Genomic DNA, 23420 nt, shown 5'->3' with positions numbered 1-23420 from the left:
TTCAGGCCTCGTCGCGGTCGTCGTCCTCGTCGGCCGCGACGGGGCCTTCGTCGTTTTCGACCTCGTCGGCCGAGTCGTCGTCGCCTTCGTCGGACTCGTCATCGTCGGACTCGTCATCGTCGGACTCATCATCGTCGGACTCATCATCGTCCGACTCATCATCGTCCGACTCATCATCGACATCGTCATCGTCATCGTCGGACGGGTCTTCGTCATCCGAGCCCTCGTCGAACTCGTCGTCGGCCCCGGCGGCCAGCTCGAGGTCGACGCCGTCGACGTCGCCGGAGTGGAGGATCGCCGATCCGTCGACCTCGAAGTCGTCGATGTCGATGTCCTCGACGTCGGCCAGCTCGTCGTCGAGGTCGTGGTCGGTCTCGCCGGCGTCTTCATCTGCGTCCTCGCCGGCTGCTCGCAGCGCCGCCTGCGCGGACTGGTAGTCCGCGAGCCGCACCGCCCACGGCACCCACTCGGGTGCCAGCAGCGCGTCGTCGCCGGGCAGCAGCTCGACCTCGAGAACGGTGGGAGCGGCATCCGGAACCTGAGCGAGGCTCACCGTCCAGAACCACCCCGGATACCCCGCCAACAGGTTCTCGAAGCGCAGCGACAGCACGCCGTCCTGCGAGCTGTCGGCGGCGGCGAGCGCGCCGACCGTGGCTTCCGGGGTCACCTCGCGCAACGCGGCGAGCGCGAGGTCGAGCACGACGGTCTCGTCCATGGGCTCAGGCGTCGAGCTCATCCGCGACCTTGCGCAGCACCGCGGCGACCTTCTTCGAGTGGCCCGCGCTGGGGTAGCGGCCGCGACGCAGATCGGTTCCGACGTCGTCGAGCATCTTCACGACGTCCTCGATGATGATGGCCATGTCGTCGGCGGGCTTGCGGCTGCGCTTGGCGAGGCTCACGGGCGCCTCCAGCAGTCGCACGGACAGCGCCTGAGGGCCGCGCTTGCCGTCGGCGATGCCGAACTCGACCCGCTGGCCCTGCTTCGGCGCCGACGATCCGGCTGGCAGGGCCGTGGCGTGCAGGAAGACGTCCTGACCGTCATCGGTGGAGATGAAGCCGAACCCCTTCTCGTCGTCGTAGAACCTGACCTTGCCGGTGGGCATGCGAACCTCGCTTGAAAAGACCGCGAATTCGCGGGCATGACGGAATGAGGGATCCCTGCGATCCCACACCCCCAGCCTAGAGCACGCGCCGCCGCGATAGGCTTGCGTGGATGAGCACTCCCACCCCCCGCGAGGATGTCCCGATCCGCCGTGTCGATCGCATCCTGGCCTTCATGTCGCTCGGCCTACTCGTGCTCTCGGTCGTGTGCTTCTTCGCGATCATGATCGGCTCCGCGTCGGGGGCCGACTTCTCGTCCGGCGTCTGGCCCGTGCTCGGCGTGGTGGTGTACATCGCGCCCATCCTGGCCTTCCTTCTGCTCCTGACCGTGCTCATCATGAGCTTCGTCCGGAGGGCGCGCGCGAACCGAGGGGGCTGAATGCTCTCCGACGAGCGCACGCTCGCGGCCCGGCTGGCCTCTTTCGACGATGCCCGCCTCGCCGACACGCTCGTCGCGCGCGGCGCGTCCCCCGGCGCACCGTGGCTGGGCTTCTTCGACGCGGCCGCCGCGATGCTGGAGCCCGCATCCATCGATCGCGCGCTCACCCGTCTGCCGCGCGAGACGCTGCGCGAACTGCGCCGCGGCGCCACGCCCTCGCCGCTCGCGGACCGGTTGGCCCTGGTCGATGAGTCGGGTGCGCCGTTCGCGTCGGTGGCCGAGCGCCTCGCGGCCGCCGCGGCGGCCGACCCGGGGGCCTTCGAGCCGGATGCGACCGCAGAGGCTGTGGCGGCGAGCCAGACCGACGCGGACGCGGCTGCCGAGCGCGCCTTCACGAACCTCGGCGCGATGGCAGACCTCGTGCTCGCGGTCTCGGCGATCGCGCTCAGCCGCACCGGCACCGGCAGCGTCAGCGCCATCGATCGCCGGCGCCTGGTCGAGGCCGGTGCGATCGTCGACGCCGACGAACTCGACGATCTGGTGACGGCGGCCGCGGATGCGGGGCTGCTGCGTCCCGACGGGCGCCGATGGGTCGTCAGCGACGCCGGCCGGCAGTGGCTCGAGGCGAGCACCGCCCAGCGGTGGGTCACGCTCATCGCGGGCCTTCGCGACGCGCTGCCCCGAGCGCTGCGCACGCCGGGCGGCGGCATCCGCCCCCCGTCCGCCTGGCCGGGAGCCTTCCCGTTCGATCAGGCCTGGCCGGAGCGGGCGGCGGCGCTCGGGCGCATCGCGGTGCGGTTCGGCCTGCTCACCCCCGGCGGCGCCGAACCCGAGTGGACCCGTGCGATGCACGACGACGGCCAGATCGATCCTGCCGCTCTCATCGCGCGGATGCCCGCCGAGATCGACCGCATCTATCTGCAGGCCGATCTGACCGCGATCGCACCAGGCCCGCTCGCACCGCGACTCGACCTGCGGCTGCACCGCATCGCGCGGCGCGAATCGCGCGCGCAGGCATCCAGCTACCGGTTCAGCGCCGCCTCGATCGCCGCGGGCATGACCGAGGGTGAGACCGCCGAGTCGATCCGCGAGTTCTTGGCGGGCCTGTCGCTGACCGGCATCCCCCAGCCGCTGCAGTACCTGATCGACAGCACGGCGGCGCGGCACGGCCTGGTGCGCGTCACAGACGACCCGGGCTCGAGCGGAACCAGGGTGTCGTCGACGGATGCCTCGGTGATCGACGCGGTCGCGATCGACCAGGCGCTGCGCCCGCTCGGTCTCGTGCGCGACGCGGAGGCCCTCGTCACGCGCGTGTCGCGCGACGCCGTCTATTGGGCACTCGCCGATGCCCGCTACCCCGTCATCGCCGTCGACACGGAGGGCGCCGCCGAGTCGATGCACCGGCATCCGCCCCTGACATCGATCGAGGACGACTCACCGCTGGTGACCTACGCACGGCTCATCGCGGCGCTGCGCGCGGGCTCCGAGACCGAGTCCGAGGGTGCGTGGCTGGCGCGCGAGCTCGAGCTCGCGGTGCGGGCCAGGGCGACCGTCGTGGTCGTCGTGCGCATGCCGGACGCGAGCGAGCGCACGTTCACGCTCGAGGCGTCGGGGCTCGGCGGGGGGCGCCTGCGCGGCCGCGATCGCGGCGCCGACATCGAGCGCACCCTGCCGGTGGCGAGCATCGTCGAGGTGCGGCCCGTGAAGGCCGGCGAGCAGCGCTGACCCTGCCTCGCGAACCCGCCCGCGCGCCACGCGGGTAAACTGGGCCGTTATGGCTGACGGACCCCTCATCGTGCAGAGCGACCGGACCGTGCTGCTCGAGGTCGCGCACCCCGACGCGGAGTCCGCGCGTCACGAACTGGCGATCTTCGCCGAGCTGGAGCGGGCACCCGAGCACATCCACACGTATCGCATCACAAGGCTCGGCCTGTGGAACGCGCGCGCGGCGGGCCATGACGCGGACGACATGCTCGCCACCCTCGACCGCTGGACGCGGTTCCCCGTGCCGCCGTCGGTGTCGATCGACATCCGCGAGACGGTGGGCCGGTACGGGCGCCTCGTGATCGAGCGCCAGAGCCTTCCGGACCACGGCGACGGCACCCTGGTGCTGCGGTCGACGGATGCGGCGGTGCTGACCGAGGTCGCCAAGAACAAGCGCATCCAGCCCCTGCTGATCGCCCACCCCTCCCCCGACGTGTACGTGGTCGACGCGTGGGCGCGCGGTCACATCAAGCAGGAGCTGCTGAAGATCGGGTGGCCGGCCGAGGACCTCGCCGGGTACACGCCGGGGACGCCGCATCCGATCGATCTCGCGGAGGACGGCTGGAACCTGCGCCCCTATCAGCGCAAGGCGGTCGACACGTTCACCGAGGGCGGCTCGGGGGTCGTTGTGCTGCCCTGCGGTGCGGGCAAGACGCTCGTCGGGGCCGGGGCGATGGCCGAGACCAAGACGACCACGCTGATCCTCGTGACGAACACCGTCAGCGCCCGCCAGTGGCGCGACGAGCTGCTCAAGCGCACCTCGCTCACGCCCGACGAGATCGGGGAGTACTCCGGTCAGTCGAAGGAGGTCAAGCCGGTCACGATCGCGACCTATCAGATCCTCACCGCGAAGCGGAAGGGCCAGTACGCGCACCTGGCGCTGCTGGACGCGCTCGACTGGGGCCTCATCGTCTACGACGAGGTGCATCTGCTGCCGGCGCCCGTGTTCAAGCTCACCGCCGACCTGCAGGCGCGCCGGCGCCTGGGCCTGACCGCGACCCTCGTGCGCGAGGACGGCCGCGAGGGCGACGTGTTCAGCCTCATCGGTCCCAAGCGCTTCGACGCGCCGTGGAAAGAGATCGAGGCACAGGGCTTCATCTCGCCCGCGGTCTGCTACGAGGTGCGCGTCGACCTGCCGGCGGGCGATCGCCTCGAGTACGCAGCGGCCGCCGACGAGGAGCGCTACCGCCTCGCGGCGACCGCGCACGCCAAGATCGGCGTCGTGCGGCGGCTGGTCGAGCGCCATGCGGGCGAGCGGATCCTCGTGATCGGTCAGTACCTCGACCAGATCGACATCCTCGCCGAGGCGCTGGACGCCCCGAAGATCACGGGCGCGACCCCGGTCGACGAGCGCGAGCAGCTGTATCAGGCGTTCCGTGTGGGCGAGATCTCGCTGCTCATCGTGTCGAAGGTCGCGAACTTCTCGATCGACCTGCCCGAGGCATCCGTCGCGATCCAGGTGTCGGGCTCGTTCGGCTCCCGCCAGGAGGAGGCCCAGCGCCTCGGGCGCCTGCTGCGGCCCAAGCAGTCGGGGCACACCGCGAGCTTCTACACCCTCATCGCACGCGACACCGTCGATCAGGACTTCGCGCAGAACCGCCAGCGCTTTCTCGCCGAGCAGGGCTACGCCTACACGATTCTCGACGCGGACGGCCTGGCCGCCTGACGGGCTGACCGAGCGGGCGGATGCCTCAGCCCGCGGTCGCTGCGATCGTGGCGCCGATGCACACGCCCAGGCACGTGAACCACACGACGGGGCTGAACCACGTGTGGAAGGCCACGTTCGGCGGGAACCGCCCGCGAAGCGTGCCGATGATCGCGACGCCGTACGCCTGGAGTGTCGTGGCGGCCTCGGGCGCCAGGCGGCGCGCACGCGCGAGGAGCATGGCGTCGCCGAACCCGATGAACACGGTGATGATCGCGTAGGCGCCCCAGGCGGCGATGAGCGAGCCGCTTGCGATGAACCAGATCCAGCAGGCGAGGCCCGCGAGCATCATCGCGACGTGCGTGACGACCAGCTTCGCGCCCCGGCCGCGCGCATGCCGCAGCCAGCCGACGAAGAGCGTGACTCCGACGGCGCCCTGGATGAGCCACAGGATCAGCACGACGAACGCCATGGCGCCGACAATACTACGTCCGTAGTAGATTGTCACTACGAACGTAGTGCCCGATGGTAGGGTCGACGTCGTGGCCACCACCCGCGACCGTTCGCTCGCCGCCGCCGTCGACCTCGTCGGAACTCAGGGGGTCCGCGCGCTCACGCACACACGCGTCGACTCCGCTGCCGGGCTGCCGAAAGGGTCGACCTCGAACTGGTTCCGAACGCGCGACGCGCTCGTCGCCGGTGTGCTCGTGTGGATCGCCGAGCAGGAGCGCGCCGACCTGACTGCGGCGATGGCGCCCGCCCACACCCCCGACGAGGTGATCGACGCGCTCACCCGGCTGCTCGACGACGCGACGGGTCGAAACGCCGTGCGCACCCGAGCCCGGTACGCGCTGTTTCTCGAGGCGGCCGCGATGCCGGAGGCGCAGCCGACGATGCGGCAGCAGCGGTCGCTGTTTCAAGAGCGGGTGCGAGAACTGCTGACCGGTCTGCGCGCCCCCGACCCCGACACGGCCGCGCGCGCGCTCCTCGCCGTGGCCGCCGGGCTCATCGTCAATCGGCTGACCGTGGCCCCCGACGCGCCGCTGCGCCCGATCGTCGACCTCGCCGTGCGCGGATGTCTCGCATACTCACAGGGCGATGTCGCTGGGGCGGAGTAGACCTGTCGCATGTCAGAGCACAATCGCATCGACCTGATCGAGCTCCCCGCCGCAGACCAGTCCGCGCTTGAGGCGGCCCGCACGTTCTACGAGACGGCCTTCTCGTGGCAGTTCACCGACTACGGCGCCTACCTCGACACGGCCGACAGCGGCACGACGGCCGGGATCAACGCGATCGGCGACGACCACCAGCAGCGCATGCCGCTTGCGGTCGTGTACGTCACCGATCTCGAGGCTGCCAAGGCGCGGGTGACGGATGCCGGCGGCACGATCCTCCACGACAGCTACGCATTCCCGGGCGGGCGCCGGTTCCACTTCGCCGATCCCGCGGGCAATGAGCTCGCCGTCTGGTCTGAGGACCCCGACGCTCAGCGCGCGTAGCGCGCCGGCACGAATCCCTCATCGTCGGTGAGCGCCCCGGCGAGCGCGAAGCGCCGGTACCCCTCGGCGCGGACGGTGCCGGCGCCCACGACGAGCACGTCGGCCATCGTGCGCAGCACTGCATGACGGCCCGGTCGGTCTCGCCGCCCAGCGGCGCGCCGCTGGGCGCCGAGCGCCACCGCGCCGTCGGTGCTCTGCACGAAGCTCGCGCGCACGCGCAGCGCGGCCGGGCAGCGCGCACGCGGCGAACAGCACGTCAGGCGTGGGCATCAGCGTTTCCCTCCGGCCGCGTGTTGTGCAGCAGGAATGCCGGCTCGCGCCAGCCGAGGATCGCCTCGACCATGCGCATCGCCTCGACGGTCTCGCGCACGTTGTGTGCGCGCACGATGCGCGCCCCCTGCAGGACGCAGTACACCGCCGCCGCGAGCGAGCCGGGCAGGCGATCGCCGCGCTCGCGATCGAGGGTCTCGCCCACGAAGTCCTTGTTCGACACGGCGACGAGCACGGGCGCCCCGAGTCCGGTCAGCTCGCCGAGGCGCCGGGTCAGCTCCAGCGAGTGCCGCGTGTTCTTGTTGAGGTCGTGGCCGGGATCGAGGATGATCCGTTCCGGCGCGATCCCGTGCGCCAGCGCGCGCTCGCGCCGCTCGACCAGGAACCCGGCGACCTCAGCGACCACGTCGTCGTACTGCGGGCGCGGATGCTGCGTCCGCGGCTCGGCCAGGCTGTGGGCGATCACGACGCTCGCCCCGCCTTCGGCGATCACCTCGGCCATGCGCGGATCGCCAAGCCCCGTCGTGTCGTTGACGATGCTCGCCCCCGCCTCGATCGCCGCGCGCGCCACCTCGTGCCGAAAGGTGTCGACGCTCACCGCGATCGCCGGGGCGAGCGCGCGCACGACCGGCACGACGCGCGCGATCTCGACGTCCACGGGCACGGGCTCACCGGGAGCGAACTTCACGCCGCCGACGTCGACCATCGCGGCGCCTTCCTCGACCGCGGCCAGGCCCGCCGCGACGGCCGCGTCCAGGGCGAAGGTCGCCCCGCGGTCGTAGAACGAATCCGGCGTGCGGTTCACGATCGCCATGACCGCCAGTCGGCGGGAGAGCTCCATCGGCGCGCCGCGCGGCTCGACGGTGCTCTCCCAGGTCGGCGCCACCGGGTCGAGGGCCGTCACTGCAGGAGGCTCTCGAGCGGCACGTCCGGATCCGCGAGGGCGGCGGCATCCACGCGCTGCCCTGACCGGATCAGCTGCTGAACGGTCTCGCCTGCGTCCCACACGTTGACGTTCATGCCGCCGACCACGCGCCCGTCATCGGTCCACAGCGCGATGAACTCGCGCGCGCTGAGGTCGCCGCGGATCACCAGGCCCGCGTCCGACATGAGCGGCGGATACCCCGACAGCTCCATGCCGAGGTCGAACTGATCGGTGTAGAAGTACGGGATCGAGTCGTGCGACGCGCGGATGCCGAGCAGGCTCCGCGCCGCGACCGCACCGGAGCGGCGCGCGTTCTCCCAGTGCTCGCTGCGCAGATGCCGCTGGATCACCGGGTGGTACGCGTTGGCGACATCCCCTGCGGCGAACACGTGCGGGGCGCCGGTGCGCAGAGCGGCGTCGGTGAGGATGCCGTCGGACACCGCCAGGCCGGCGGCCTCGGCGAGCTTCGTGTTCGGCACGGCGCCGACCCCGATCAGCACCAGATCCGCGGGGACCGTCTCGCCGCCTGCGACGACGCCCGTCGCGCGGTCGGTGCCCGCGATGCGCTCCACGCCGACCGACGCGCGCAGGTCGACGCCGTGCTCGAGGTGCAGCCCCCGGAACATCTCTCCCATGCGCGCGCCGACTGCGGCGGCGAGCGGCACCGCGTCGCGCTCCAGGATCGTCACCTCGTTGCCGAGCGTGCGGGCGGATGCCGCGACCTCCATGCCGATCCAGCCGGAGCCGATCAGCACGAGGCGCCTGCCGCCGTCCTTGAGTTCGGCGCGCAGCGCATCCGCGTCGTCGAGCCGGCGCAGGGTGTGCACGCCGGGAAGATCCGCGCCCTCGATCGGCAGGCGCCGCGGTGACGCGCCGGTCGCCAGCAGCAGCGCGTCATAGGGCAGCGTCGTCCCGTCATCGAGGGTCACGGTCTGCGCCGCGGGGTCGAGCGCGGTCACCGCCACTCCCGTGGACAGGTGAACGCCGTTGTCGGCGTACCACTGCGCGGGATGCAGGATGACGGCGTCCGTGCCCTCTTCGCCCTGCAGGTAGCCTTTCGACAGCGGCGGGCGCTGATAGGGCGGATGCCTCTCCTCGGTCACGACCGTCACGTCGCCGTCGAAGCCCTCCTCGCGCAGCGTCTCGACCGCGGTTCCCGCGGCGAGGCCGCCTCCGACGATCACCAGATGAGTCATGAAGACCCCCTCTCCCGCATGACGGTACCTCTCGCATCACCCGATGGCCACGGGTTCGGGACCGCGCGGGCGCGCAGGCGGCGCAAGCGCCGACCCGTGCGCTTGGCGAGATCTCGATACACCGCCTTCGGCGGCCCGGTTGTCGAGTTCGCGCGAAGCGCGAGTATCGAGACACGATCTTGCGTCGGCACGCCTCAACGCGCGCTTCGCCCGCATTGACCCGTACCGACGCAATAATGGGCCTATGAGCGCACCTCGTATCCTCGTCGTGGACGATGAGCCGAACATCCGCGACCTTCTCATCACCAGCCTGCGATTCGCGGGCTATCAGGTTCGAGCAGTCTCCAATGGAGCGCAGACGATCTCGGCGGTGCTGGAAGAGGAGCCCGACCTGATCATCCTCGATGTCATGCTCCCCGACATGAACGGGTTCAGCGTCACCAAGCGGCTGCGCGGCGCGGGCTACACCGCGCCGATCCTGTTCCTGACCGCGAAGGACGACACCGAGGACAAGATCACCGGCCTCAACGCCGGCGGCGACGACTACGTCACCAAACCCTTCAGCCTCGACGAGATCGTCGCGCGCATCCAGGCGATCCTGCGGCGCACGATGCAGGCCGACGAGGAATCCGTGATCCGGGCGGGCGAGCTCACCATGGACCAGGACACCCACGACATCCGCGTGGGCGACACCTCGATCGACCTGAGCCCGACCGAGTTCAAGCTCCTGCGCTACCTGATGCTCAACCCCAACCGGGTGCTGTCGAAGTCGCAGATCCTCGACCACGTGTGGGAGTACGACTTCAACGGCGACGCCGGCATCGTCGAGAGCTACATCTCGTACCTGCGACGCAAGATCGACCCGCACTCGACCGAGCCGCTCATCCAGACCAAGCGCGGCTTCGGTTACATGCTCAAGGCCGGAAAGCCCGCCTGAGCGGCTGAAAGGGACGGTTCTGGCGCAGAAGACCGACACGATCACCCGGGTCTGGCGCGGAACGAGCCTGCGCGCGAAGGTCACCGGGGTCACCGTCGCGCTCCTGGCGATCGGCCTGCTCGCCGCGGGAGTGGGCACGATGGGATTCCTGCGCAACGCGCTGCAGGTCAGCCTCGACGCGCAGCTGGAGTCCCTCGCGCCCACCGACATCGCCAGCGGGCTCATCGACATCGAGGTCCAGAACGGCCAGGCCACGTTCTCGGCGAAGCCCGACGCGCCCAACACCCAGTACTTCGTGGCGATCTACGACGCGGAGGGCTCCCTGCGGGTCAAGGCGGGCGGCGACGGGCGCCAGACTCCGGTGTTCCGCGAGACCTTCACCCCCGCCGACCAGACCAGGCGGGGCACGGAGCCGTTCTGGCTCCCTGCCGAGGGCGGCGGAGCACCCTTCCGCGCGAGTGCCGACACGTATCCGATCGATGGGGTGAGCAGCCTCTTCACGCAGGTGGTCGCGCTGCCGACGGCATCCATCAACAGCACCGTCGCCGCGTTCTCGGGCATCTACACTGTGCTCGCGATCATCATCGTCGTCGCCAGCGCCTTCCTCACACGGTGGCTGGTGACGCTCACCTTCCGCAGCCTCGGTGAGGTCGAGACGACCGCCACCGCGATCGCCCAGGGCGACTTCCGTCAGCGCATGACCGACATCGAGCCGACGACCACAGAAGTCGGCCGCCTCAAGACAGCGCTCAACGCGATGCTCGACAGGCTCGACTCCGCGCTCGAGCACCGGGATGCCACGGTGCGGCAGATGCGCAGGTTCGTCGGCGACGCGAGCCATGAGCTGCGCACCCCGCTCGTGACCGTGCGCGGGTACGCCGAGCTCTACCGGATGGGGGCGATCTCGGGCCAGGACGAGACCGCGCAGGCGATGGACCGAATCGAGAGCGAGGCCAAGCGCATGGGCCTGCTCGTCGAGGACCTGCTCTCGCTCGCGCGGCTCGACGAACGCCGCGACGTGGTGATCGCGCCGGTCGATCTGCGCACGATCGCGCGCGACGCCGCTCTCGATCTGCGCGCGGCATCTCCGCAGCGACCCGTGACGATGATCGACACGACCTCGCTCGCCGCGCCCCCGGCGACGAGTCGGGCCGCCGAGCCGCCGACGACCACGGCGACGGCCGCGCGGCGCGTCGGCAGCCCGTCGGCGATCGCACGGGCGGGCGCGACGCTGTCGCTGCTGCGCCGAAAGCCCAGGCCCCTGCCCGCCCCGCGCGCGGACGGCACGCCCAGGCCCCCCGTCGCGCCGGTCGGCTTCGACCTGGCGCCGGATGCGGGTGACGGCATCCCGCCTATCGTCCTGGGGGACGAGAACCGTATCCGCCAGATCATCGCGAACCTCATCGGCAACGCGCGCCGCTTCACGAACGACGACGCCCCGCTCGAGCTTCGCGTGGGCATCGACGCCGAGTCCGCGGAGGGCTGGATCGAGGTGATCGATCACGGCGAGGGCGTGCCCGACCAGATCAAAGAGAAGATCTTCCAGCGATTCTGGCGCGCCGACACGTCCCGCGCGAGAGAGACCGGAGGCACCGGGCTGGGCCTGTCGATCGTCGCCTCGATCGTCGAGACGCTGCAGGGCTCGGTGCGCGTTCTCGACACCCCGGGCGGCGGCGCGACGTTCCGCGTCGGCTTTCCCCTCGATCAGCAGCGCGCGGCCGCGGAGCACCTCAACATCCGCACGCAGCCGCTCGAGCGCCTCCCCGGCCCACAGGACTGACTCCTCCTCCCCAGGCGTGCGTGCGTGGGCGGCATCCCCAGATCCACCCGAGATGACCGGCGGATGCCTCGCCCGCGCGTACCGTTGCCGACAACGATCCCCACCGAACCAGAGGAGTCACCACAATGGCAGTGTTCGCCGTCGACAGCGACGCGGTCCTTTCCGCCACCACCTCCGTCCGAGGCACCATCGACCGCCTGCAGGGCGAGACGCAGGCGATGATGTCGCAGCTCACCCACCTGCAGTCGACGTGGACCGGCGCCGGCGCCGCCGCGTTCCAGACCGTGATCGACGAATGGCGCACGACGCAGCGCCACGTCGAAGAGAGCCTCTCCGGCATCAGCAACGCCCTCGGCACCGCGGCCCGGCAGTACGCCGAGGCCGAGCAGTCGGCGATGAGCCTGTTCCGCTGACCCGCGGCGACGCGCTTCGCGCGAGAACGACGGATGCCCCGACCCAATGGGCCGGGGCATCCGTTCGTTGTTCGACTTGGCGTGGACCGGGTCTCGATACGCCGCCTTCGGCGGCTACTCGACCTTGACCCGAGCCGCATCAACGCCGCTGCGCGGCATTGATCCGTCTCGCGTCAAAAGTCCATGCCACCCGTGGGGTCGCCCGCCGGAGCGGCGACCTTCTCGGGCTTGTCGGCGACGACGGCCTCGGTCGTGAGGAACAGGCCGGCGATCGACGCGGCGTTCTGCAGCGCCGAGCGGGTCACCTTGGCGGGGTCGATGATGCCCTGCGCGAAGAGGTCGCCGTACTCGCCGGTCGCGGCGTTGAGGCCGTGACCCGCGGGCAGCTCCGACACCTTGTTCGCCACGACACCGGGCTCGAGACCGGCATTGAGCGCGATCTGCTTGAGCGGGGCCTCGATCGCGACGCGGACGATGTTCGCACCGGTCGCCTCGTCACCGACGAGCTCGAGCGCAGCGAGCGCCTTCTTGCCCGCCTGGATGAGCGCGACGCCACCACCGGCGACGATGCCCTCCTCGACGGCGGCCTTCGCGTTGCGGACGGCGTCCTCGATGCGGTGCTTGCGCTCCTTGAGCTCGACCTCGGTGGCCGCGCCCGCCTTGATGACGGCCACGCCGCCGGCGAGCTTGGCGAGGCGCTCCTGCAGCTTCTCGCGGTCGTAGTCGCTGTCGGTGTTGTCGATCTCGCGGCGGATCTGGGTCACGCGACCCTCGATCTGTGCGGCCTCACCGGCACCCTCGACGATCGTGGTCTCGTCCTTGGTGATGATGACCTTGCGCGCACGGCCGAGCAGGTCGAGGGTGGCGTTCTCGAGCTTGAGACCGACCTCCTCGGTGATGACCTGGCCACCCGTGAGGATCGCGATGTCCTGCAGCTGGGCCTTGCGGCGGTCGCCGAAGCCGGGGGCCTTGACGGCGGCCGACTTGAAGATGCCGCGGATCTTGTTGAGCACGAGCGTCGCGAGCGCCTCGCCCTCGACGTCCTCGGCGATGATGACGAGCTCCTTGCCGTCCTGGATCACCTTGTCGACGACGGGCAGAAGGTCCTTGATGTTCGAGATCTTCTGGTTGGCGATCAGGATGTACGGGTCTTCGAAGACCGCCTCCTGGCGCTCGGGGTCCGTGACGAAGTAGGGGTTGATGAAGCCCTTGTCGAAGCGCATTCCCTCGGTGAGCTCGAGCTCGGTGCCGAACGTCTGCGACTCCTCGACGGTGACGACGCCCTCCTTGCCGACCTTGTCGATCGCCTCGGCGATCAGCTCGCCGATGGTGGCGTCGGCGGCCGAGATGGACGCGGTCGCGGCGATCTCCTCCTTGGTCTCGACCTCCTTGGCCGAAGCGAGCAGCTCGTCGGAGATGGCCTTGACGGCCTTCTCGATGCCGCGCTTGAGGCTGATCGGGTCGGCGCCGGCGGCAACGTTGCGCAGGCCTTCCTTGACGAGTGCCTGGGCGAGGACGGTGGCCGTCGTCGTGCCGTCACCGGCGACGTCGTCGGTCTTCTTCGCGACCTCCTTGACCAGCTCGGCGCCGATCTTCTCGTACGGGTCGTCGAGCTCGATCTCCTTGGCGATCGAGACACCGTCGTTCGTGATCGTGGGAGCGCCCCACTTCTTCTCGAGCACGACGTTGCGACCACGCGGGCCCAGGGTCACCTTGACGGCGTCGGCCAGGATGTTGAGTCCTCGCTCGAGACCGCGACGGGCCTCCTCATCGAAAGCGATGATCTTTGCCATGTGTGTGTCGTCCCTCCCGGACGTGTGTCTTACGGAATTAGCACTCAACGAAGCCGAGTGCTAATCCATTCTGGCACTCGCCCATGGGGAGTGCAAGCCACGGGAGGCGCGCGGTGAAACGCGGCGACCACAACCGGCGGATCGGGCTACGCGAGGACGCGGACCGACTCCGCCTGCGGGCCCTTCTGCCCGGTGCCGACGGTGAACTCGACCCTCTGGCCCTCTTCGAGAACGCGGAACCCGGTCATATCGATGCTCGAGTAGTGGACGAACACATCCTGGCCGTCGACGACCGTGATGAAGCCGTACCCCTTCTCTGCGTTGAACCATTTGACGGTGCCCTGGGTCATGCGAAATCTCCTGTGCTGCGCGGTGACTGGCCCCAATAGTAGGCACGCAGAGCCGGGCCGTTCCGTCCGGTGGCCCACTGTTGACACGGGTGAACCCAAGTGTTTACCGCGCTGAAACACACGGCCGCGACGGCCCTTCCCGCAGGCTCAGGGCGCGGGCGTATCGCCGGGCGCAGGAGCGATCCGGTCCAGGCCCAGCACGACCACCAGCTGTCGCATCTGACTCTCGTCTTCGGGCGTGTTCGGGTCGTCCGGCGGCTGATAGGTGGCGTCGAGCACCGTGCGCGCGCCGCCGATCACGCCCGCGAGGCCCGCCGCTGCGGCCTCGTCGCCTGGGAAGGCGTAGTACACCGTCGTCTCGGGGAAGTCCGTCGACCCGGCGCCGCTGGCCTGCACCGAGGCGGCCGGCCAGCCCGCGGCGACGATGTCGTCCTTCACCTGGGTCGCCAGGCCCGACTCGGGAGTGGCGTTGAGCACGACCACCTGGAAGGTCGTGTCGATGACCGGGGTGACCGCCGGTGTCGGCTCGACCGTCGGCTCGGGAGTGGGGAAGAGCACGACGCGCCCCTGCATGATGAGGGTGCCGAAGATGCCGAGCACGACGAGCACGACGGTGGCGAGCACCGCCCACAGGAACACGACCCACCCGCGCATGCGGGGGTTCTCTGCTCGATGGGCGCCGACGCGGCTCGAATCCGCCTGAAGTTCGTCGAAGCGATCCCTCGGGTAGGTCGTTTTCGGCATCCCCCGATGCTACCCGGCGACCCTGAAGCATCCCAGCGCGCACGCCGCTCCCGCGGGACCCGGCGCCGCAAGGGTCAACGGGCGACCACGCGCGGCGCGCGGTGCGCGTCGCGCATGCGCCGCAGGCGCCCCACCAGCATCGGGTCGTGCTCCTGCGCGGCGGCGTCGTCGATCAGGCGACCGAGCAGCTGATAGTACCGCGCGGGAGACATGCCGAGCTCGGCCAGGATGGCCTCCTCCTTCGCGCCGGCGTGTCGACGCCACTCCGCCTCGAAGTCGAGGATCGCTCGGTCACGGTCGGTCAGGGCCACCGTTCCACGCTACGTCGTCGCCGCGCTGCCGCCCGCGCGCCACGCCACCCACGCCCCGAGTGGGTCGACCGCGGCCAGCGCAGCGCCGTCCAGGGCGAGCACGAACCCGTCCCAGGCGGTGGGATCGACACGCGGCTCTCGCCCTCGCAGCGCCTCGAGGTCGGCGTGCAGCGACGGCGGGTCGATCGTGATCCAGCGGGCTCCGGCGGCTTCGATCGCCTCGGCCAGCGCCAGGCGGCCGGCGCGCGGGATGTGCGGCAGCACCCCCGGAGTCGTCACCACGAGCGTGGCCTCGCGCGGTGCGCGGGCGGCGAGGTCGGCGAGCACGCCCGGGGCGGTCGCATCGCCCCGGACCAGGAGCGCCGGCTCCTCCCGCGCGACCTCCAGCGCCGCCTCGATGCGCTCCGCGCGCCCCTCCTCCCCCGGCCACACGAGGGTCGTGAGAAAGCGCCGATCCGCCGGGTCGGCCGCGTCGAGCGGGTCGAGGTCGATGCCGGAGCGCCACACGATCTCGGGCAGCGCGAGGCGCGGCATCCGCTCATCGAAAGAGAGCCCGCTGGACAGCACCGCGCGCGAGGGGCCGGATGCGGGGTCGAGCGACACCGCGACTGCGTCGCCGCGATAGCGGTACGAGTAGCGGTCGGGAAAGAGGCACAGCCCTGCGCTCGCACCGACCTCGACGAGCGCGATCGGACCGTCGATGAGCGCCAGCGCGGGCAGCAGCGCCGCGCACCGCAGGGGCTCGTTCGTCTGCAGCCGGCGCCGCGCGCACTCCCCGACCACCGCGTCGGCGTGCGCCGACACCCACTCCGCCCACTGCGCGAAACCGCCTTCGGGCGCGCCGAGCAGGCGCGTGACGGCGAACACGAGGGGCGGCTGGCGGTGGCCTGCGGGGATCCGGGACAGGATGCCGCGCACCCGCGCGTCACCGGCGACCCCGCGCGCCCACTGCTCGTACAAGGCCGAGCGTCCCGCCGCCTCGTCGCGCGCGAAGCGCTCGAAGCGCTCGGCGACGGCGGCTGAGGCATCCGGATCCATCGCTCCATTGTCTCTATTCACACCCCGGGTCTGTCGCCGCCGGACCGCATGCGCGCGCAGTCGGGTTGAATAGAGGGGAACCAGGAGGAGACATGACCTACGCGGTGGACAAGTCCGACGACCAGTGGCGCGCCGAGCTCTCGCCCGACCAGTTCGCGGTGCTGCGCGAGGCCGGCACCGAGCGCCCGTGGACGGGCGAACTGCTCGACGAGAGCCGCGCCGGCCTCTACACGTGCGCGGCGTGCGGCGCGGAGCTCTTCCAGAGCGGCACGAAGTTCGACTCGCACTGCGGCTGGCCGAGCTTCTACGAGTCGATCCGCCCCGAGGCGGTCGAGCTCATCGAGGACCGCAGCCACGGCATGCTCCGCACCGAGGTGCGCTGCGCGAACTGCGGCTCGCACCTGGGGCACGTGTTCCCCGACGGCTTCGGCACGCCCACCGGCGACCGCTACTGCATGAACTCGATCTCGCTCGCGTTCACGCCCGAGTCATGACCGGCTCCGCTCTCGAGGCGGTGCGCGCGCGCCGGTCCTGGTCGAAGGTGACAGATGCCGCGCCCACCCACGCCGAACTGCTCACGCTGGTCTCGGCGGCCGGTCGCGTCGCCGACCACTCGTCGCTGCGTCCGTGGCGGCTGATCGAACTGCGCGGCGCCGACCGCGAGCGGCTCGGCCGCGCGATCAACAAGGCGAACGACGAGAAGGGCTCGTCGTCCAAGCCGCTGCGCGCGCCTCTGCTCATCGCCGTGGTCGCCAGCTACAAGAAGAGCGGCAAGGTGCCTCGCTGGGAGCAGGAGGCCGTCGCCTCGGGCGTCGCGCACGTGCTGAGCCTGCTGCTGGACGAGGCCGGATGGGGCGTCATCTGGCGCACCGGCGACTACACCCGCTCGAAGGCGGTCGCCAAGGCGCACGGGCTGGAGGCGAGCGAAGAGCTGCTCGGCTGGCTGTACGTCGGCGGCAAGCCCGCCCGCGAGCGCCTCGGGCGGCGCAAGGCCGTCGATGCGCGGCGGCACGTCTCGCGCATGCCCGGGGGCAAGGGCACCAAGCGCGCCTCGGGCGCGACCGTCGAGCCCGAGGGGCTGTAGCGCTCAGCGCGCCAGGCGCCGCCACGGCACGGTGGCGACCACGACCGACAGCAGCGCGACGGTCACCATCAGGACCTCTTGAAGGATGCCGGCCGCGCCCGCTCTCGGCCACACCGCGTCGAGGACGACCGAGGTCACGAGCTGCCCGCACACCGCCGCGAGGCCGAACAGCAGCACACCGGTGTGCGCGACGAGTGCGGCCGACAGGAAGATGTACACCACGCCGACGGCTCCGCCGGTGTACAGCCACGCCTCGGTCGGCACGGAGCGCGGCGGGCCCACCGATGAGACGTGCACGAGGGCGGCGGCCACCAGGATGAGCGACCCGCCGATGAAGTTCACGAGCGTCGCGGTGAGCGCAGTGCCGACGCGCTGGCGCAGTCGGCCGTTCGTCGCCTGCTGCCAGGCGATCCCGATGCCCGTGACGAACGGCATCACCAGCATCCAGAGCGGGATGCCGGCCACGCCGTCGCCGACGAGCGACAGGGCCACCGCGGCCAGGGCGAGCGCACCGCCGACCAGCCGCGGGACGGTGACGGCGACGACCCCGGCCGGTCCGTAGCCCACGCGGTCCAGCACGAGTCCGCACAGGGTCTGGCCCGCGACGACGCCGACCGTGAACAGCGAGACCCCGATCACCGCGACCGCCAGGCCCTGCGTCGCGACGGTGAAGGCCCCCGCGGCGCCGCCGACCAGCATCCACCACGGGATCGTGCGCTCGCGCATGCCTGCGGCCAGTCGCGCCGCACCCCGGCGCCCGGCAGGCAGGATCGCGGACAGCACGATCAGCAGCACCAGTCCCGAGCCGAACGAGATCGCGGCCGCGACCAGTCCGTCGCCCAGGCGCAGTCCGAGCTGCCCGTTGATCCGCGCCTGCACCGCCGTCAGCACGCCGACGAGCGCGGCCCCCGCGAGGGCGAGCCCGGCAGGGAGGCGGTGCGAAGTCATCCTTCCATCTTGCCCGTCGCGGCGCGCGGCCCCGACCGCGTGAGCGACGTGGGATGCCCCGGCTACCCTTGTCGGATGGCTCGATCTTCCCGCAGGACGTGGCTGCTGGCCTGGCTGCCGGCAATGGTGCTCGTGATCGTGATCGCAGGGGTCGTGTTCACCACGATCGCCGTGCAGAACTCGTGGTGGGCCGAGGAGAAGCCCGAGGCCTCAAGCGAGCAGAAGGCGTCCGACGGCTCCACGATGCTCACCGACGCGGGGTTCGACTACGCGAACGTCGAAGGCGTCGTGCGCGTGCGCATGGGCGCCGGCGGGCCGTCGGCGACCGACCTCGGTCTGCCCGCGACGGGCCAGAAGGACGCCGAGTTCCGGCGACCCGTCCGCACGGTCGTCGCCGCCGGCGACGACGTCTTCGTCGTCGACGACGTCGCGACGCTGTCGGCCTCGTCGCGAAACGACGAGCTCACCTCGGTGTCGATCCGGCTGGACCGCGTCTCGACCTGGCAGAACGCGCTGACCGCGCTGCGCTCAATGGCGGACGGGCTCGGCTGGAACCCCGCCGAGATCGACGCGCTCGACGACGGGCTCGCCGAGTTCAACCGCGACAGCGACGGCGACACGTTCACCGCGGTGATCACCGCCCAACACGACGAGGTGACCGTGACCGCAACGCTCGTGTTCGACCGCGCGAGCGGAGCGACGCCGGTGCTGATCACGTTCGCGCTGCGGGAGTGACGCGTCCGCGCGCTGCGGGAGTGACGCGTCCGCGCGCTGAGCGGCCGCCATGGAGCCGACTACGGGACTTGAACCCGTAACCCCCTAATTACAAGTTAGGTGCGCTACCAATTGCGCCAAGTCGGCAGGTGACCCAGTCTAGTGGGCCACCCCGGATGCCCCCGTGCCTACGAGCTCGGCGTCGGCGTGGGGGTGGGCGTCGCGGTCGGGGTCCTGTAGTACGCGTCGCTCGAGATCGTGAGCACGAACTGCGCGAACTCCTTCGGGTCATCGGGCGCGCCGACGTAGGGCGTGCCGTTGACGAGGATCATCGACGTGCTGGTCAGCGCGACGCCCTTGGTGTCGGGAAGACCCTGGAGCGCGCGTTCGGTCGCGGACTTGACCCAGCCGACGTACTTCTGGTTCTCGATGCAGTCGCGGACCTGCTTCGCCGGGACCGCTCCCGTTCCTTGGGCGAGGTCGGCGAGCTCCTTGTCGGAGAAGCCGCTGGCGTCCACCTCGGGCTGTTCGGTGAGCAGCTCGTTGTTGAACGCGAAGAACGAGTCGGGCGAGTAGGTCGCCACGCAGGCGGCCGCGCTCGCAGCGCGCAAGGAGTACTTGGTCCCGTTGGACTTGGCCGTGAGCATCGCAACCGGGTAATAGGTGAGGGTCGCCGCGTCCTGGTTCACCCAGTCGGTCAGCTGCTGCACGTTCGCGACTTGGAAGTCGCGCGCACCCGTGGCGAGGTAGTCGACGTACACGCGGATGTCTACCGTCGGGCGCGCGGTGGGCGAGGCATCCGGCGTCGGCTCGGCGACAGGCGTCTGCACCTCGAGGGTCGCGGCGCTCTCTTCGATGGACTCGGCCGCGGCTTGGGTGTCCGAGGCGACGCCGGTGACGGACGACACGGTGAACCCGTCGTCCTTCACGTTCGCAGGGCTCGAAGTCGGCTTCGAGACCGACGTCGACACGACCCAGGTCACGACCACGGCCGCGGCGGCGATGACGGCGACCAGCAACGTCACCAGCGACACCCGGCGAATGGCCCGGGCCCGCGACTGCTGCGCCTGCACCAGTTGAGCCTTCTCTCGCACAGCATGGCGGCGATCGCGCGTGGCGGGCACGTTGGGTGTTTCGTCGTTCGACATAGAACCTCTTGAACGCTTCAGGAGCCTGGGGCGGGCGGACCGCCCCGGTGAAGCGGTCGAGACCGATGCTAGTGAGCCACCCTGGGAAATGCCCAGAGAGTCTCTCCGTCCTACCCGTGCGATACTGTGTGAACGCCCGACGTCGGGCCGCGGGACAAGCCCCCGCTCATCCTCACTACGGATCGTCCGGCACGTACCTGCCGGTGAAGGAGAAGAAACAATGGCGTCCGTCACGTTCGACAACGCAACCCGTCTGTACCCCGGGGGCACCCGCCCCGCCGTCGACAAGCTCAACCTCGAGGTCGGCGACGGCGAGTTCCTCGTTCTGGTCGGCCCCTCGGGCTGCGGAAAGTCCACCTCGCTGCGCATGCTGGCCGGCCTCGAAGAGGTCAACTCGGGCCGCATCCTCATCGGCGACCGCGACGTCACCGACGTCCCGCCGAAGGACCGCGACATCGCGATGGTGTTCCAGAACTACGCGCTCTACCCGCACATGACCGTCGCCGAGAACATGGGCTTCGCCCTGAAGATCGCCGGTGTCGGCAAAGAGGAGCGCGCCGCGCGCGTCCTCGAAGCCGCGAAGCTGCTCGACCTCGAGCCGTACCTGACCCGCAAGCCCAAGGCCCTCTCGGGCGGTCAGCGTCAGCGCGTCGCGATGGGCCGCGCGATCGTCCGCCAGCCGCAGGTGTTCCTCATGGACGAGCCGCTGTCGAACCTCGACGCGAAGCTGCGCGTGCAGACCCGCACGCAGATCGCGTCGCTGCAGCGCCGCCTCGGCGTCACCACCGTCTACGTCACTCACGACCAGACAGAGGCGCTCACCATGGGCGACCGCATCGCGGTGCTCAAGGACGGCCTGCTCCAGCAGGTCGGCAGCCCGCGCGACCTGTACGAGAAGCCGAACAACGTGTTCGTCGCCGGCTTCATCGGCTCCCCCGCGATGAACCTGTTCCCGGCCGACCTGGCCGAGGGCGGCGTCCGCTTCGGCAACGCCGTCGTGGGCGTCGAGGCCGACACGATCGGCAAGGCGCACGGCAGCCAGGTCACGGTGGGCGTCCGCCCCGAAGACATCATCGTGAACCCGGCCGACGGCCAGGGTCTGACGGTCGATGTCGACCTCGTCGAAGAGCTCGGCGCCGACGGCTACCTGTACGGGCACACCGAGGTCGCCGGCAAGCGCACCGACTTCGTCGCGCGCGTCGACGGCCGTCGTCACCCGAACGCCGGCGACAAGGTCGTCCTCGCTGCGGTGCCCGGCCACGTGCACGTGTTCGACGACGAGTCGGGCGAGCGCCTCACCGACAAGGCCATCGCCGCGGCGTAACAATCGATCGGTTCGCGTACGGCGCGGGTGGACACTCTCCGCCCGCGCCGTACGCGCCTTCGGGGGTGGGCGGAATGTCCGAAGCACTCAAGTTCACGGCACGCAGCGTCGATCCCGGGCTGCTGACTCTCCCCTGGTCGACGCCGCTCGCGGAGTGGCCGTCGAGCACGATCGTGTACCTGCCGAAGGGCATCTCGAGGCACCTCGTGCGCTTCGCGAACCTCTCCGGCCGTGTGGTCGCGATCAAAGAGACCACCGAGGCGATGGCGCGTCGCGAGTACGACATGCTCGGCAACCTCGCACGGCTGGACTCCCCGTGCGTCGAGCGCGTCGCGGTGGTCGCCGGGCGGGAGGATGCCTCGGGCGAGCCCCTTCCCGCCGCCCTGGTCACCGCGCACCTGCGCTTCTCGCTCCCCTACCGAGCGCTGTTCACCCACGTGCTGCGTCCCGACACCGCGACCAGGCTCGTCGACGCGCTCGCCGTGCTGCTCGTGCGCCTGCACAACGTCGGGTTCTTCTGGGGCGACGTGTCACTGTCGAACACCCTCTTCCGCCGCAGCGCCGGCGCCTTCGCCGCGTACCTCGTCGACGCCGAGACCGGCGAGCTGCACGAGAGCGGCCTGACGCGCGGCCAGCGCGAGCACGACCTCGATGTCGCGCGCACGAACATCGCCGGCGAGATCATGGACCTCGAGGCGGGCGGTCGGCTCGAGGGCGGGGTCGACGCGCTGGCGATCGCCGACGGCATCGTGTCGTCGTACCGATCCCTGTGGGGGGCGCTCACCGACCAGGAGACCTTCTCACCCAGCGAGTCGTGGCGCATCACCGAGCGTGTGCGCCGGCTCAACGAGATGGGCTTCGACATCGGCGAGATGTCGATCGAGGCCGCGATGGACGGCACCCGTGTGTCGATCCAGCCCAAGGTCGTGGACGCAGGCCACCACCAGCGACGGATGCTGCGCCTCACCGGACTCGATGTCGAAGAGAACCAGGCTCGACGCCTTCTCAACGACCTCGACGAGTACCGCGCGCGGCGCGCCAAGGACGACGAAGACGAAGAGATGGTCGCGCACGAGTGGCTCACTCGCGTCTTCGAGCCGGTCGTGCGGTCGATCCCGTGGGATCTGCGTTCCAAGCTCGAGCCGGCCGAGGTCTTCCACCAGGTGCTCGAGCACCGCTGGTACATGTCGCAGGCCACTGAGCGCTCGGTCCCGCTCGCGGAGGTGCTCACGAGCTACATCGACGGCGTGCTTCGCCATCGGCGCGACGAGGCGATCGTGATGGGGCCGCTCACCGAGGCGATGACCCTCCCGATCCGGATCCACGACGGGTCGCTCGACGAACAGGACGACGAAGACGACGAGTCGGACTCCGTCGACTGGCGCGACCTGGTCTGAGGCCGCGCCCGCCGCGCGTCAATACCCGACGGTGAACCGCTCGCGCCGGTGCCTCGGGTTCTCGATCTCATCGATGAAGGCCTTGCCGAGGTCGGGAGCCGAGATGTACGACACGCCCTCGTCGTCGCGCACGACCACGTCGCCGCCGTCGCGGTAGACGCCTCGGCGTTCGCCGGGGTTGAAGGAGCCGAAGGACTCGGCCGGATGGATGAAGAACCAGTCCAGCGACTCGGGGCTCTGCTGCAGGCCCTCGAGAATGTCGATGGCCGTCTGCGCCTCGGGCTTGTACTCCTCGGGGAAGCCGTCGTCGATCAGACGCGGCCCGCCCGGGGCGGTGAGCGAGCCACCCGCCCCGCCGATCACGCCGAGGCGGGTGCGCGAGCCGGTGAGGGCGTCGGCGAGGGTCAGCACCGCCGAGACGTACACGTCGGCCATGTCTCCGCGCGGCGCCGCGGCGACGATGATCGCGTCGGCGCCTTCGAGCTCGGCGATGAGGCCGGGAACGTCGAGCAGCGTCCCTTCGACGTACGTCGCGCCGTGCACGCGCTCACCGGCGGGTTTGCGCGCGACCGACACCATGGTGTGCCCGCGGCTCACCCCCTCGGCGACGATGCTGCTGCCGGCGTAGCCGGTGCCTCCGATGACGGCGATGCGTGCCAT

General features: G+C 70.6%; 27 protein-coding genes and 1 tRNA gene. 13 read left to right on the top strand and 15 right to left on the bottom strand.

The window, feature by feature from the left end; all coding sequences use genetic code 11:
• Position 1: 1 nt before the first annotated feature.
• Together AB1K54_RS14170 and AB1K54_RS14165 are read right to left on the bottom strand one after the other, a co-directional pair.
• Positions 2 to 736, bottom strand: a complete 735-nt coding sequence (locus AB1K54_RS14170; protein ID WP_371203411.1) for a DUF3027 domain-containing protein — start codon at positions 734 to 736, stop codon at positions 2 to 4.
• Positions 720 to 1103, bottom strand: a complete 384-nt coding sequence (locus tag AB1K54_RS14165; RefSeq protein WP_371203410.1) for a cold-shock protein — start codon at positions 1101 to 1103, stop codon at positions 720 to 722. Before AB1K54_RS14165 ends, AB1K54_RS14170 begins: the two co-directional genes overlap by 17 nt.
• 110 nt (positions 1104 to 1213) lie before the next feature.
• Between AB1K54_RS14165 and AB1K54_RS14160 the strand changes: the two genes are divergently transcribed.
• From AB1K54_RS14160 to AB1K54_RS14150, 3 genes are read left to right on the top strand one after another with little or no spacing between them, the layout of a single operon-like run.
• Positions 1214 to 1480, top strand: coding sequence for a multidrug ABC transporter ATPase (locus AB1K54_RS14160; protein ID WP_371203409.1), 267 nt, complete (start codon positions 1214 to 1216; stop codon positions 1478 to 1480).
• Positions 1481 to 3205 (top strand): helicase-associated domain-containing protein, encoded by a 1725-nt coding sequence (locus tag AB1K54_RS14155; RefSeq protein WP_371203408.1) that lies wholly within the window; start codon positions 1481 to 1483, stop codon positions 3203 to 3205.
• A gap of 49 nt (positions 3206 to 3254) precedes the next feature.
• On the top strand, positions 3255 to 4910 hold the full coding sequence (locus AB1K54_RS14150; protein ID WP_371203407.1) for a DNA repair helicase XPB: 1656 nt from the start codon (positions 3255 to 3257) through the stop codon (positions 4908 to 4910).
• A 25-nt stretch (positions 4911 to 4935) separates the two neighbouring features.
• Here AB1K54_RS14150 and AB1K54_RS14145 read toward each other — a convergent pair whose 3' ends face one another.
• Positions 4936 to 5397, bottom strand: coding sequence for a hypothetical protein (locus tag AB1K54_RS14145; protein WP_371203406.1), 462 nt, complete (start codon positions 5395 to 5397; stop codon positions 4936 to 4938).
• A gap of 34 nt (positions 5398 to 5431) precedes the next feature.
• On the opposite strand from AB1K54_RS14145, the gene AB1K54_RS14140 reads away from it, so the two are divergent.
• Both AB1K54_RS14140 and AB1K54_RS14135 read left to right on the top strand, forming a co-directional pair.
• On the top strand, positions 5432 to 6007 hold the full coding sequence (locus AB1K54_RS14140; protein ID WP_371203405.1) for a TetR/AcrR family transcriptional regulator: 576 nt from the start codon (positions 5432 to 5434) through the stop codon (positions 6005 to 6007).
• Positions 6008 to 6016: 9 nt separating this feature from the next.
• Positions 6017 to 6388: a VOC family protein gene (locus tag AB1K54_RS14135; protein ID WP_371203404.1), complete on the top strand. Its 372-nt coding sequence runs from the start codon at positions 6017 to 6019 to the stop codon at positions 6386 to 6388.
• Here the strand turns inward: AB1K54_RS14135 and AB1K54_RS14130 are convergent.
• The 3 genes from AB1K54_RS14130 to AB1K54_RS14120 are packed head-to-tail and all read right to left on the bottom strand — an operon-like array spanning position 6376 to position 8779.
• Positions 6376 to 6588, bottom strand: a complete 213-nt coding sequence (locus AB1K54_RS14130) for a hypothetical protein (protein ID WP_371203403.1) — start codon at positions 6586 to 6588, stop codon at positions 6376 to 6378. The genes AB1K54_RS14135 and AB1K54_RS14130 overlap by 13 nt on opposite strands.
• Positions 6589 to 6644: 56 nt before the next feature.
• Entirely contained in the window at positions 6645 to 7499 is an 855-nt protein-coding gene (gene folP, locus AB1K54_RS14125) for a dihydropteroate synthase (RefSeq protein WP_371203436.1), read from the bottom strand.
• Between the two features lie 59 nt (positions 7500 to 7558).
• Positions 7559 to 8779 (bottom strand): NAD(P)/FAD-dependent oxidoreductase, encoded by a 1221-nt coding sequence (locus tag AB1K54_RS14120; RefSeq protein ID WP_371203402.1) that lies wholly within the window; start codon positions 8777 to 8779, stop codon positions 7559 to 7561.
• 244 nt (positions 8780 to 9023) lie between these two features.
• On the opposite strand from AB1K54_RS14120, the gene AB1K54_RS14115 reads away from it, so the two are divergent.
• The 3 genes from AB1K54_RS14115 (at position 9024) to AB1K54_RS14105 (ending at position 11909) form a co-directional block, all read left to right on the top strand.
• Positions 9024 to 9716, top strand: coding sequence for a response regulator transcription factor (locus tag AB1K54_RS14115; RefSeq protein WP_371203401.1), 693 nt, complete (start codon positions 9024 to 9026; stop codon positions 9714 to 9716).
• 139 nt (positions 9717 to 9855) lie between these two features.
• Positions 9856 to 11496 (top strand): ATP-binding protein, encoded by a 1641-nt coding sequence (locus AB1K54_RS14110; protein ID WP_371203400.1) that lies wholly within the window; start codon positions 9856 to 9858, stop codon positions 11494 to 11496.
• A gap of 125 nt (positions 11497 to 11621) precedes the next feature.
• The gene (locus AB1K54_RS14105) at positions 11622 to 11909 is read left to right on the top strand and encodes a WXG100 family type VII secretion target (RefSeq protein ID WP_371203399.1); all 288 of its coding nucleotides are present in this window, start codon (positions 11622 to 11624) and stop codon (positions 11907 to 11909) included.
• Between the two features lie 173 nt (positions 11910 to 12082).
• Here the strand turns inward: AB1K54_RS14105 and groL are convergent, their stop codons facing one another.
• From groL to AB1K54_RS14080, 5 genes are all read right to left on the bottom strand, one after another.
• Entirely contained in the window at positions 12083 to 13702 is a 1620-nt protein-coding gene (gene groL / locus AB1K54_RS14100) for a chaperonin GroEL (protein WP_371203398.1), read from the bottom strand.
• 146 nt (positions 13703 to 13848) lie between these two features.
• Complete coding sequence (locus AB1K54_RS14095) at positions 13849 to 14052, bottom strand: cold-shock protein (protein ID WP_371203397.1); 204 nt, start codon at positions 14050 to 14052, stop codon at positions 13849 to 13851.
• A gap of 147 nt (positions 14053 to 14199) precedes the next feature.
• Positions 14200 to 14796 (bottom strand): LytR C-terminal domain-containing protein, encoded by a 597-nt coding sequence (locus tag AB1K54_RS14090; protein ID WP_371203396.1) that lies wholly within the window; start codon positions 14794 to 14796, stop codon positions 14200 to 14202.
• 74 nt (positions 14797 to 14870) lie between these two features.
• Positions 14871 to 15107: a DUF3263 domain-containing protein gene (locus AB1K54_RS14085; protein WP_371203395.1), complete on the bottom strand. Its 237-nt coding sequence runs from the start codon at positions 15105 to 15107 to the stop codon at positions 14871 to 14873.
• 9 nt (positions 15108 to 15116) lie between these two features.
• Positions 15117 to 16145 (bottom strand): DUF2332 domain-containing protein, encoded by a 1029-nt coding sequence (locus tag AB1K54_RS14080; protein WP_371203394.1) that lies wholly within the window; start codon positions 16143 to 16145, stop codon positions 15117 to 15119.
• A 92-nt stretch (positions 16146 to 16237) separates the two neighbouring features.
• Between AB1K54_RS14080 and msrB the strand changes: the two genes are divergently transcribed.
• Positions 16238 to 16639 (top strand): peptide-methionine (R)-S-oxide reductase MsrB, encoded by a 402-nt coding sequence (gene msrB / locus AB1K54_RS14075; protein ID WP_371203393.1) that lies wholly within the window; start codon positions 16238 to 16240, stop codon positions 16637 to 16639.
• A complete protein-coding gene (locus tag AB1K54_RS14070; protein WP_371203392.1) occupies positions 16636 to 17229 on the top strand; it encodes a nitroreductase family protein in 594 nt (197 codons plus the stop codon). Before msrB ends, AB1K54_RS14070 begins: the two co-directional genes overlap by 4 nt.
• Before the next feature lie 3 nt (positions 17230 to 17232).
• Here the strand turns inward: AB1K54_RS14070 and AB1K54_RS14065 are convergent, their stop codons facing one another.
• A complete protein-coding gene (locus AB1K54_RS14065) occupies positions 17233 to 18177 on the bottom strand; it encodes a DMT family transporter (protein ID WP_371203391.1) in 945 nt (314 codons plus the stop codon).
• Positions 18178 to 18252: 75 nt separating this feature from the next.
• Here AB1K54_RS14065 and AB1K54_RS14060 point away from each other — a divergent pair, with 75 nt between their 5' ends.
• The gene (locus AB1K54_RS14060) at positions 18253 to 18912 is read left to right on the top strand and encodes a hypothetical protein (RefSeq protein ID WP_371203390.1); all 660 of its coding nucleotides are present in this window, start codon (positions 18253 to 18255) and stop codon (positions 18910 to 18912) included.
• A gap of 50 nt (positions 18913 to 18962) precedes the next feature.
• On the opposite strand, the gene AB1K54_RS14055 is transcribed toward AB1K54_RS14060, so the two are convergent.
• Together AB1K54_RS14055 and AB1K54_RS14050 are read right to left on the bottom strand one after the other, a co-directional pair.
• Positions 18963 to 19038 (bottom strand) — tRNA-Thr (locus AB1K54_RS14055).
• Positions 19039 to 19079: 41 nt separating this feature from the next.
• Positions 19080 to 20039 carry a DsbA family protein gene (locus tag AB1K54_RS14050; protein WP_371203389.1) on the bottom strand — a complete coding sequence of 320 codons (960 nt, stop codon included), beginning with the start codon at positions 20037 to 20039 and terminating at the stop codon, positions 19080 to 19082.
• Between the two features lie 220 nt (positions 20040 to 20259).
• Between AB1K54_RS14050 and AB1K54_RS14045 the strand changes: the two genes are divergently transcribed.
• Both AB1K54_RS14045 and AB1K54_RS14040 read left to right on the top strand, forming a co-directional pair.
• Positions 20260 to 21363, top strand: coding sequence for an ABC transporter ATP-binding protein (locus AB1K54_RS14045; RefSeq protein WP_371203388.1), 1104 nt, complete (start codon positions 20260 to 20262; stop codon positions 21361 to 21363).
• A gap of 74 nt (positions 21364 to 21437) precedes the next feature.
• A complete protein-coding gene (locus tag AB1K54_RS14040; protein WP_371203387.1) occupies positions 21438 to 22760 on the top strand; it encodes a DUF4032 domain-containing protein in 1323 nt (440 codons plus the stop codon).
• 18 nt (positions 22761 to 22778) lie between these two features.
• Here the strand turns inward: AB1K54_RS14040 and AB1K54_RS14035 are convergent, their stop codons facing one another.
• On the bottom strand, positions 22779 to 23420 hold the full coding sequence (locus tag AB1K54_RS14035; protein WP_371203386.1) for an NAD(P)-dependent oxidoreductase: 642 nt from the start codon (positions 23418 to 23420) through the stop codon (positions 22779 to 22781).

This window comes from Microbacterium sp. BWT-B31 (genome assembly GCF_041379855.1).
GTDB lineage: Bacteria > Actinomycetota > Actinomycetes > Actinomycetales > Microbacteriaceae > Microbacterium.
This window is presented reverse-complemented; position numbering and strand designations above follow the sequence as displayed.

Excerpts from the sequence above, each read along its gene's own strand:
- AB1K54_RS14170 (WP_371203411.1), bottom strand. The coding sequence starts at position 736 with ATGAGCTCGACGCCTGAGCCCATGGACGAGACCGTCGTGCTCGACCTC.
- AB1K54_RS14165 (WP_371203410.1), bottom strand. The coding sequence starts at position 1,103 with ATGCCCACCGGCAAGGTCAGGTTCTACGACGACGAGAAGGGGTTCGGC.
- AB1K54_RS14160 (WP_371203409.1), top strand. The coding sequence starts at position 1,214 with ATGAGCACTCCCACCCCCCGCGAGGATGTCCCGATCCGCCGTGTCGAT.
- AB1K54_RS14155 (WP_371203408.1), top strand. The coding sequence starts at position 1,481 with ATGCTCTCCGACGAGCGCACGCTCGCGGCCCGGCTGGCCTCTTTCGAC.
- AB1K54_RS14150 (WP_371203407.1), top strand. The coding sequence starts at position 3,255 with ATGGCTGACGGACCCCTCATCGTGCAGAGCGACCGGACCGTGCTGCTC.
- AB1K54_RS14135 (WP_371203404.1), top strand. The coding sequence starts at position 6,017 with ATGTCAGAGCACAATCGCATCGACCTGATCGAGCTCCCCGCCGCAGAC.
- folP (WP_371203436.1), bottom strand. The coding sequence starts at position 7,499 with ATGGAGCTCTCCCGCCGACTGGCGGTCATGGCGATCGTGAACCGCACG.
- AB1K54_RS14120 (WP_371203402.1), bottom strand. The coding sequence starts at position 8,779 with ATGACTCATCTGGTGATCGTCGGAGGCGGCCTCGCCGCGGGAACCGCG.
- AB1K54_RS14115 (WP_371203401.1), top strand. The coding sequence starts at position 9,024 with ATGAGCGCACCTCGTATCCTCGTCGTGGACGATGAGCCGAACATCCGC.
- AB1K54_RS14110 (WP_371203400.1), top strand. The coding sequence starts at position 9,856 with ATGGGATTCCTGCGCAACGCGCTGCAGGTCAGCCTCGACGCGCAGCTG.
- AB1K54_RS14105 (WP_371203399.1), top strand. The coding sequence starts at position 11,622 with ATGGCAGTGTTCGCCGTCGACAGCGACGCGGTCCTTTCCGCCACCACC.
- groL (WP_371203398.1), bottom strand. The coding sequence starts at position 13,702 with ATGGCAAAGATCATCGCTTTCGATGAGGAGGCCCGTCGCGGTCTCGAG.
- AB1K54_RS14095 (WP_371203397.1), bottom strand. The coding sequence starts at position 14,052 with ATGACCCAGGGCACCGTCAAATGGTTCAACGCAGAGAAGGGGTACGGC.
- AB1K54_RS14090 (WP_371203396.1), bottom strand. The coding sequence starts at position 14,796 with ATGCCGAAAACGACCTACCCGAGGGATCGCTTCGACGAACTTCAGGCG.
- AB1K54_RS14080 (WP_371203394.1), bottom strand. The coding sequence starts at position 16,145 with ATGGATCCGGATGCCTCAGCCGCCGTCGCCGAGCGCTTCGAGCGCTTC.
- msrB (WP_371203393.1), top strand. The coding sequence starts at position 16,238 with ATGACCTACGCGGTGGACAAGTCCGACGACCAGTGGCGCGCCGAGCTC.
- AB1K54_RS14070 (WP_371203392.1), top strand. The coding sequence starts at position 16,636 with ATGACCGGCTCCGCTCTCGAGGCGGTGCGCGCGCGCCGGTCCTGGTCG.
- AB1K54_RS14065 (WP_371203391.1), bottom strand. The coding sequence starts at position 18,177 with ATGACTTCGCACCGCCTCCCTGCCGGGCTCGCCCTCGCGGGGGCCGCG.
- AB1K54_RS14060 (WP_371203390.1), top strand. The coding sequence starts at position 18,253 with ATGGCTCGATCTTCCCGCAGGACGTGGCTGCTGGCCTGGCTGCCGGCA.
- AB1K54_RS14050 (WP_371203389.1), bottom strand. The coding sequence starts at position 20,039 with ATGTCGAACGACGAAACACCCAACGTGCCCGCCACGCGCGATCGCCGC.
- AB1K54_RS14045 (WP_371203388.1), top strand. The coding sequence starts at position 20,260 with ATGGCGTCCGTCACGTTCGACAACGCAACCCGTCTGTACCCCGGGGGC.
- AB1K54_RS14040 (WP_371203387.1), top strand. The coding sequence starts at position 21,438 with ATGTCCGAAGCACTCAAGTTCACGGCACGCAGCGTCGATCCCGGGCTG.
- AB1K54_RS14035 (WP_371203386.1), bottom strand. The coding sequence starts at position 23,420 with ATGGCACGCATCGCCGTCATCGGAGGCACCGGCTACGCCGGCAGCAGC.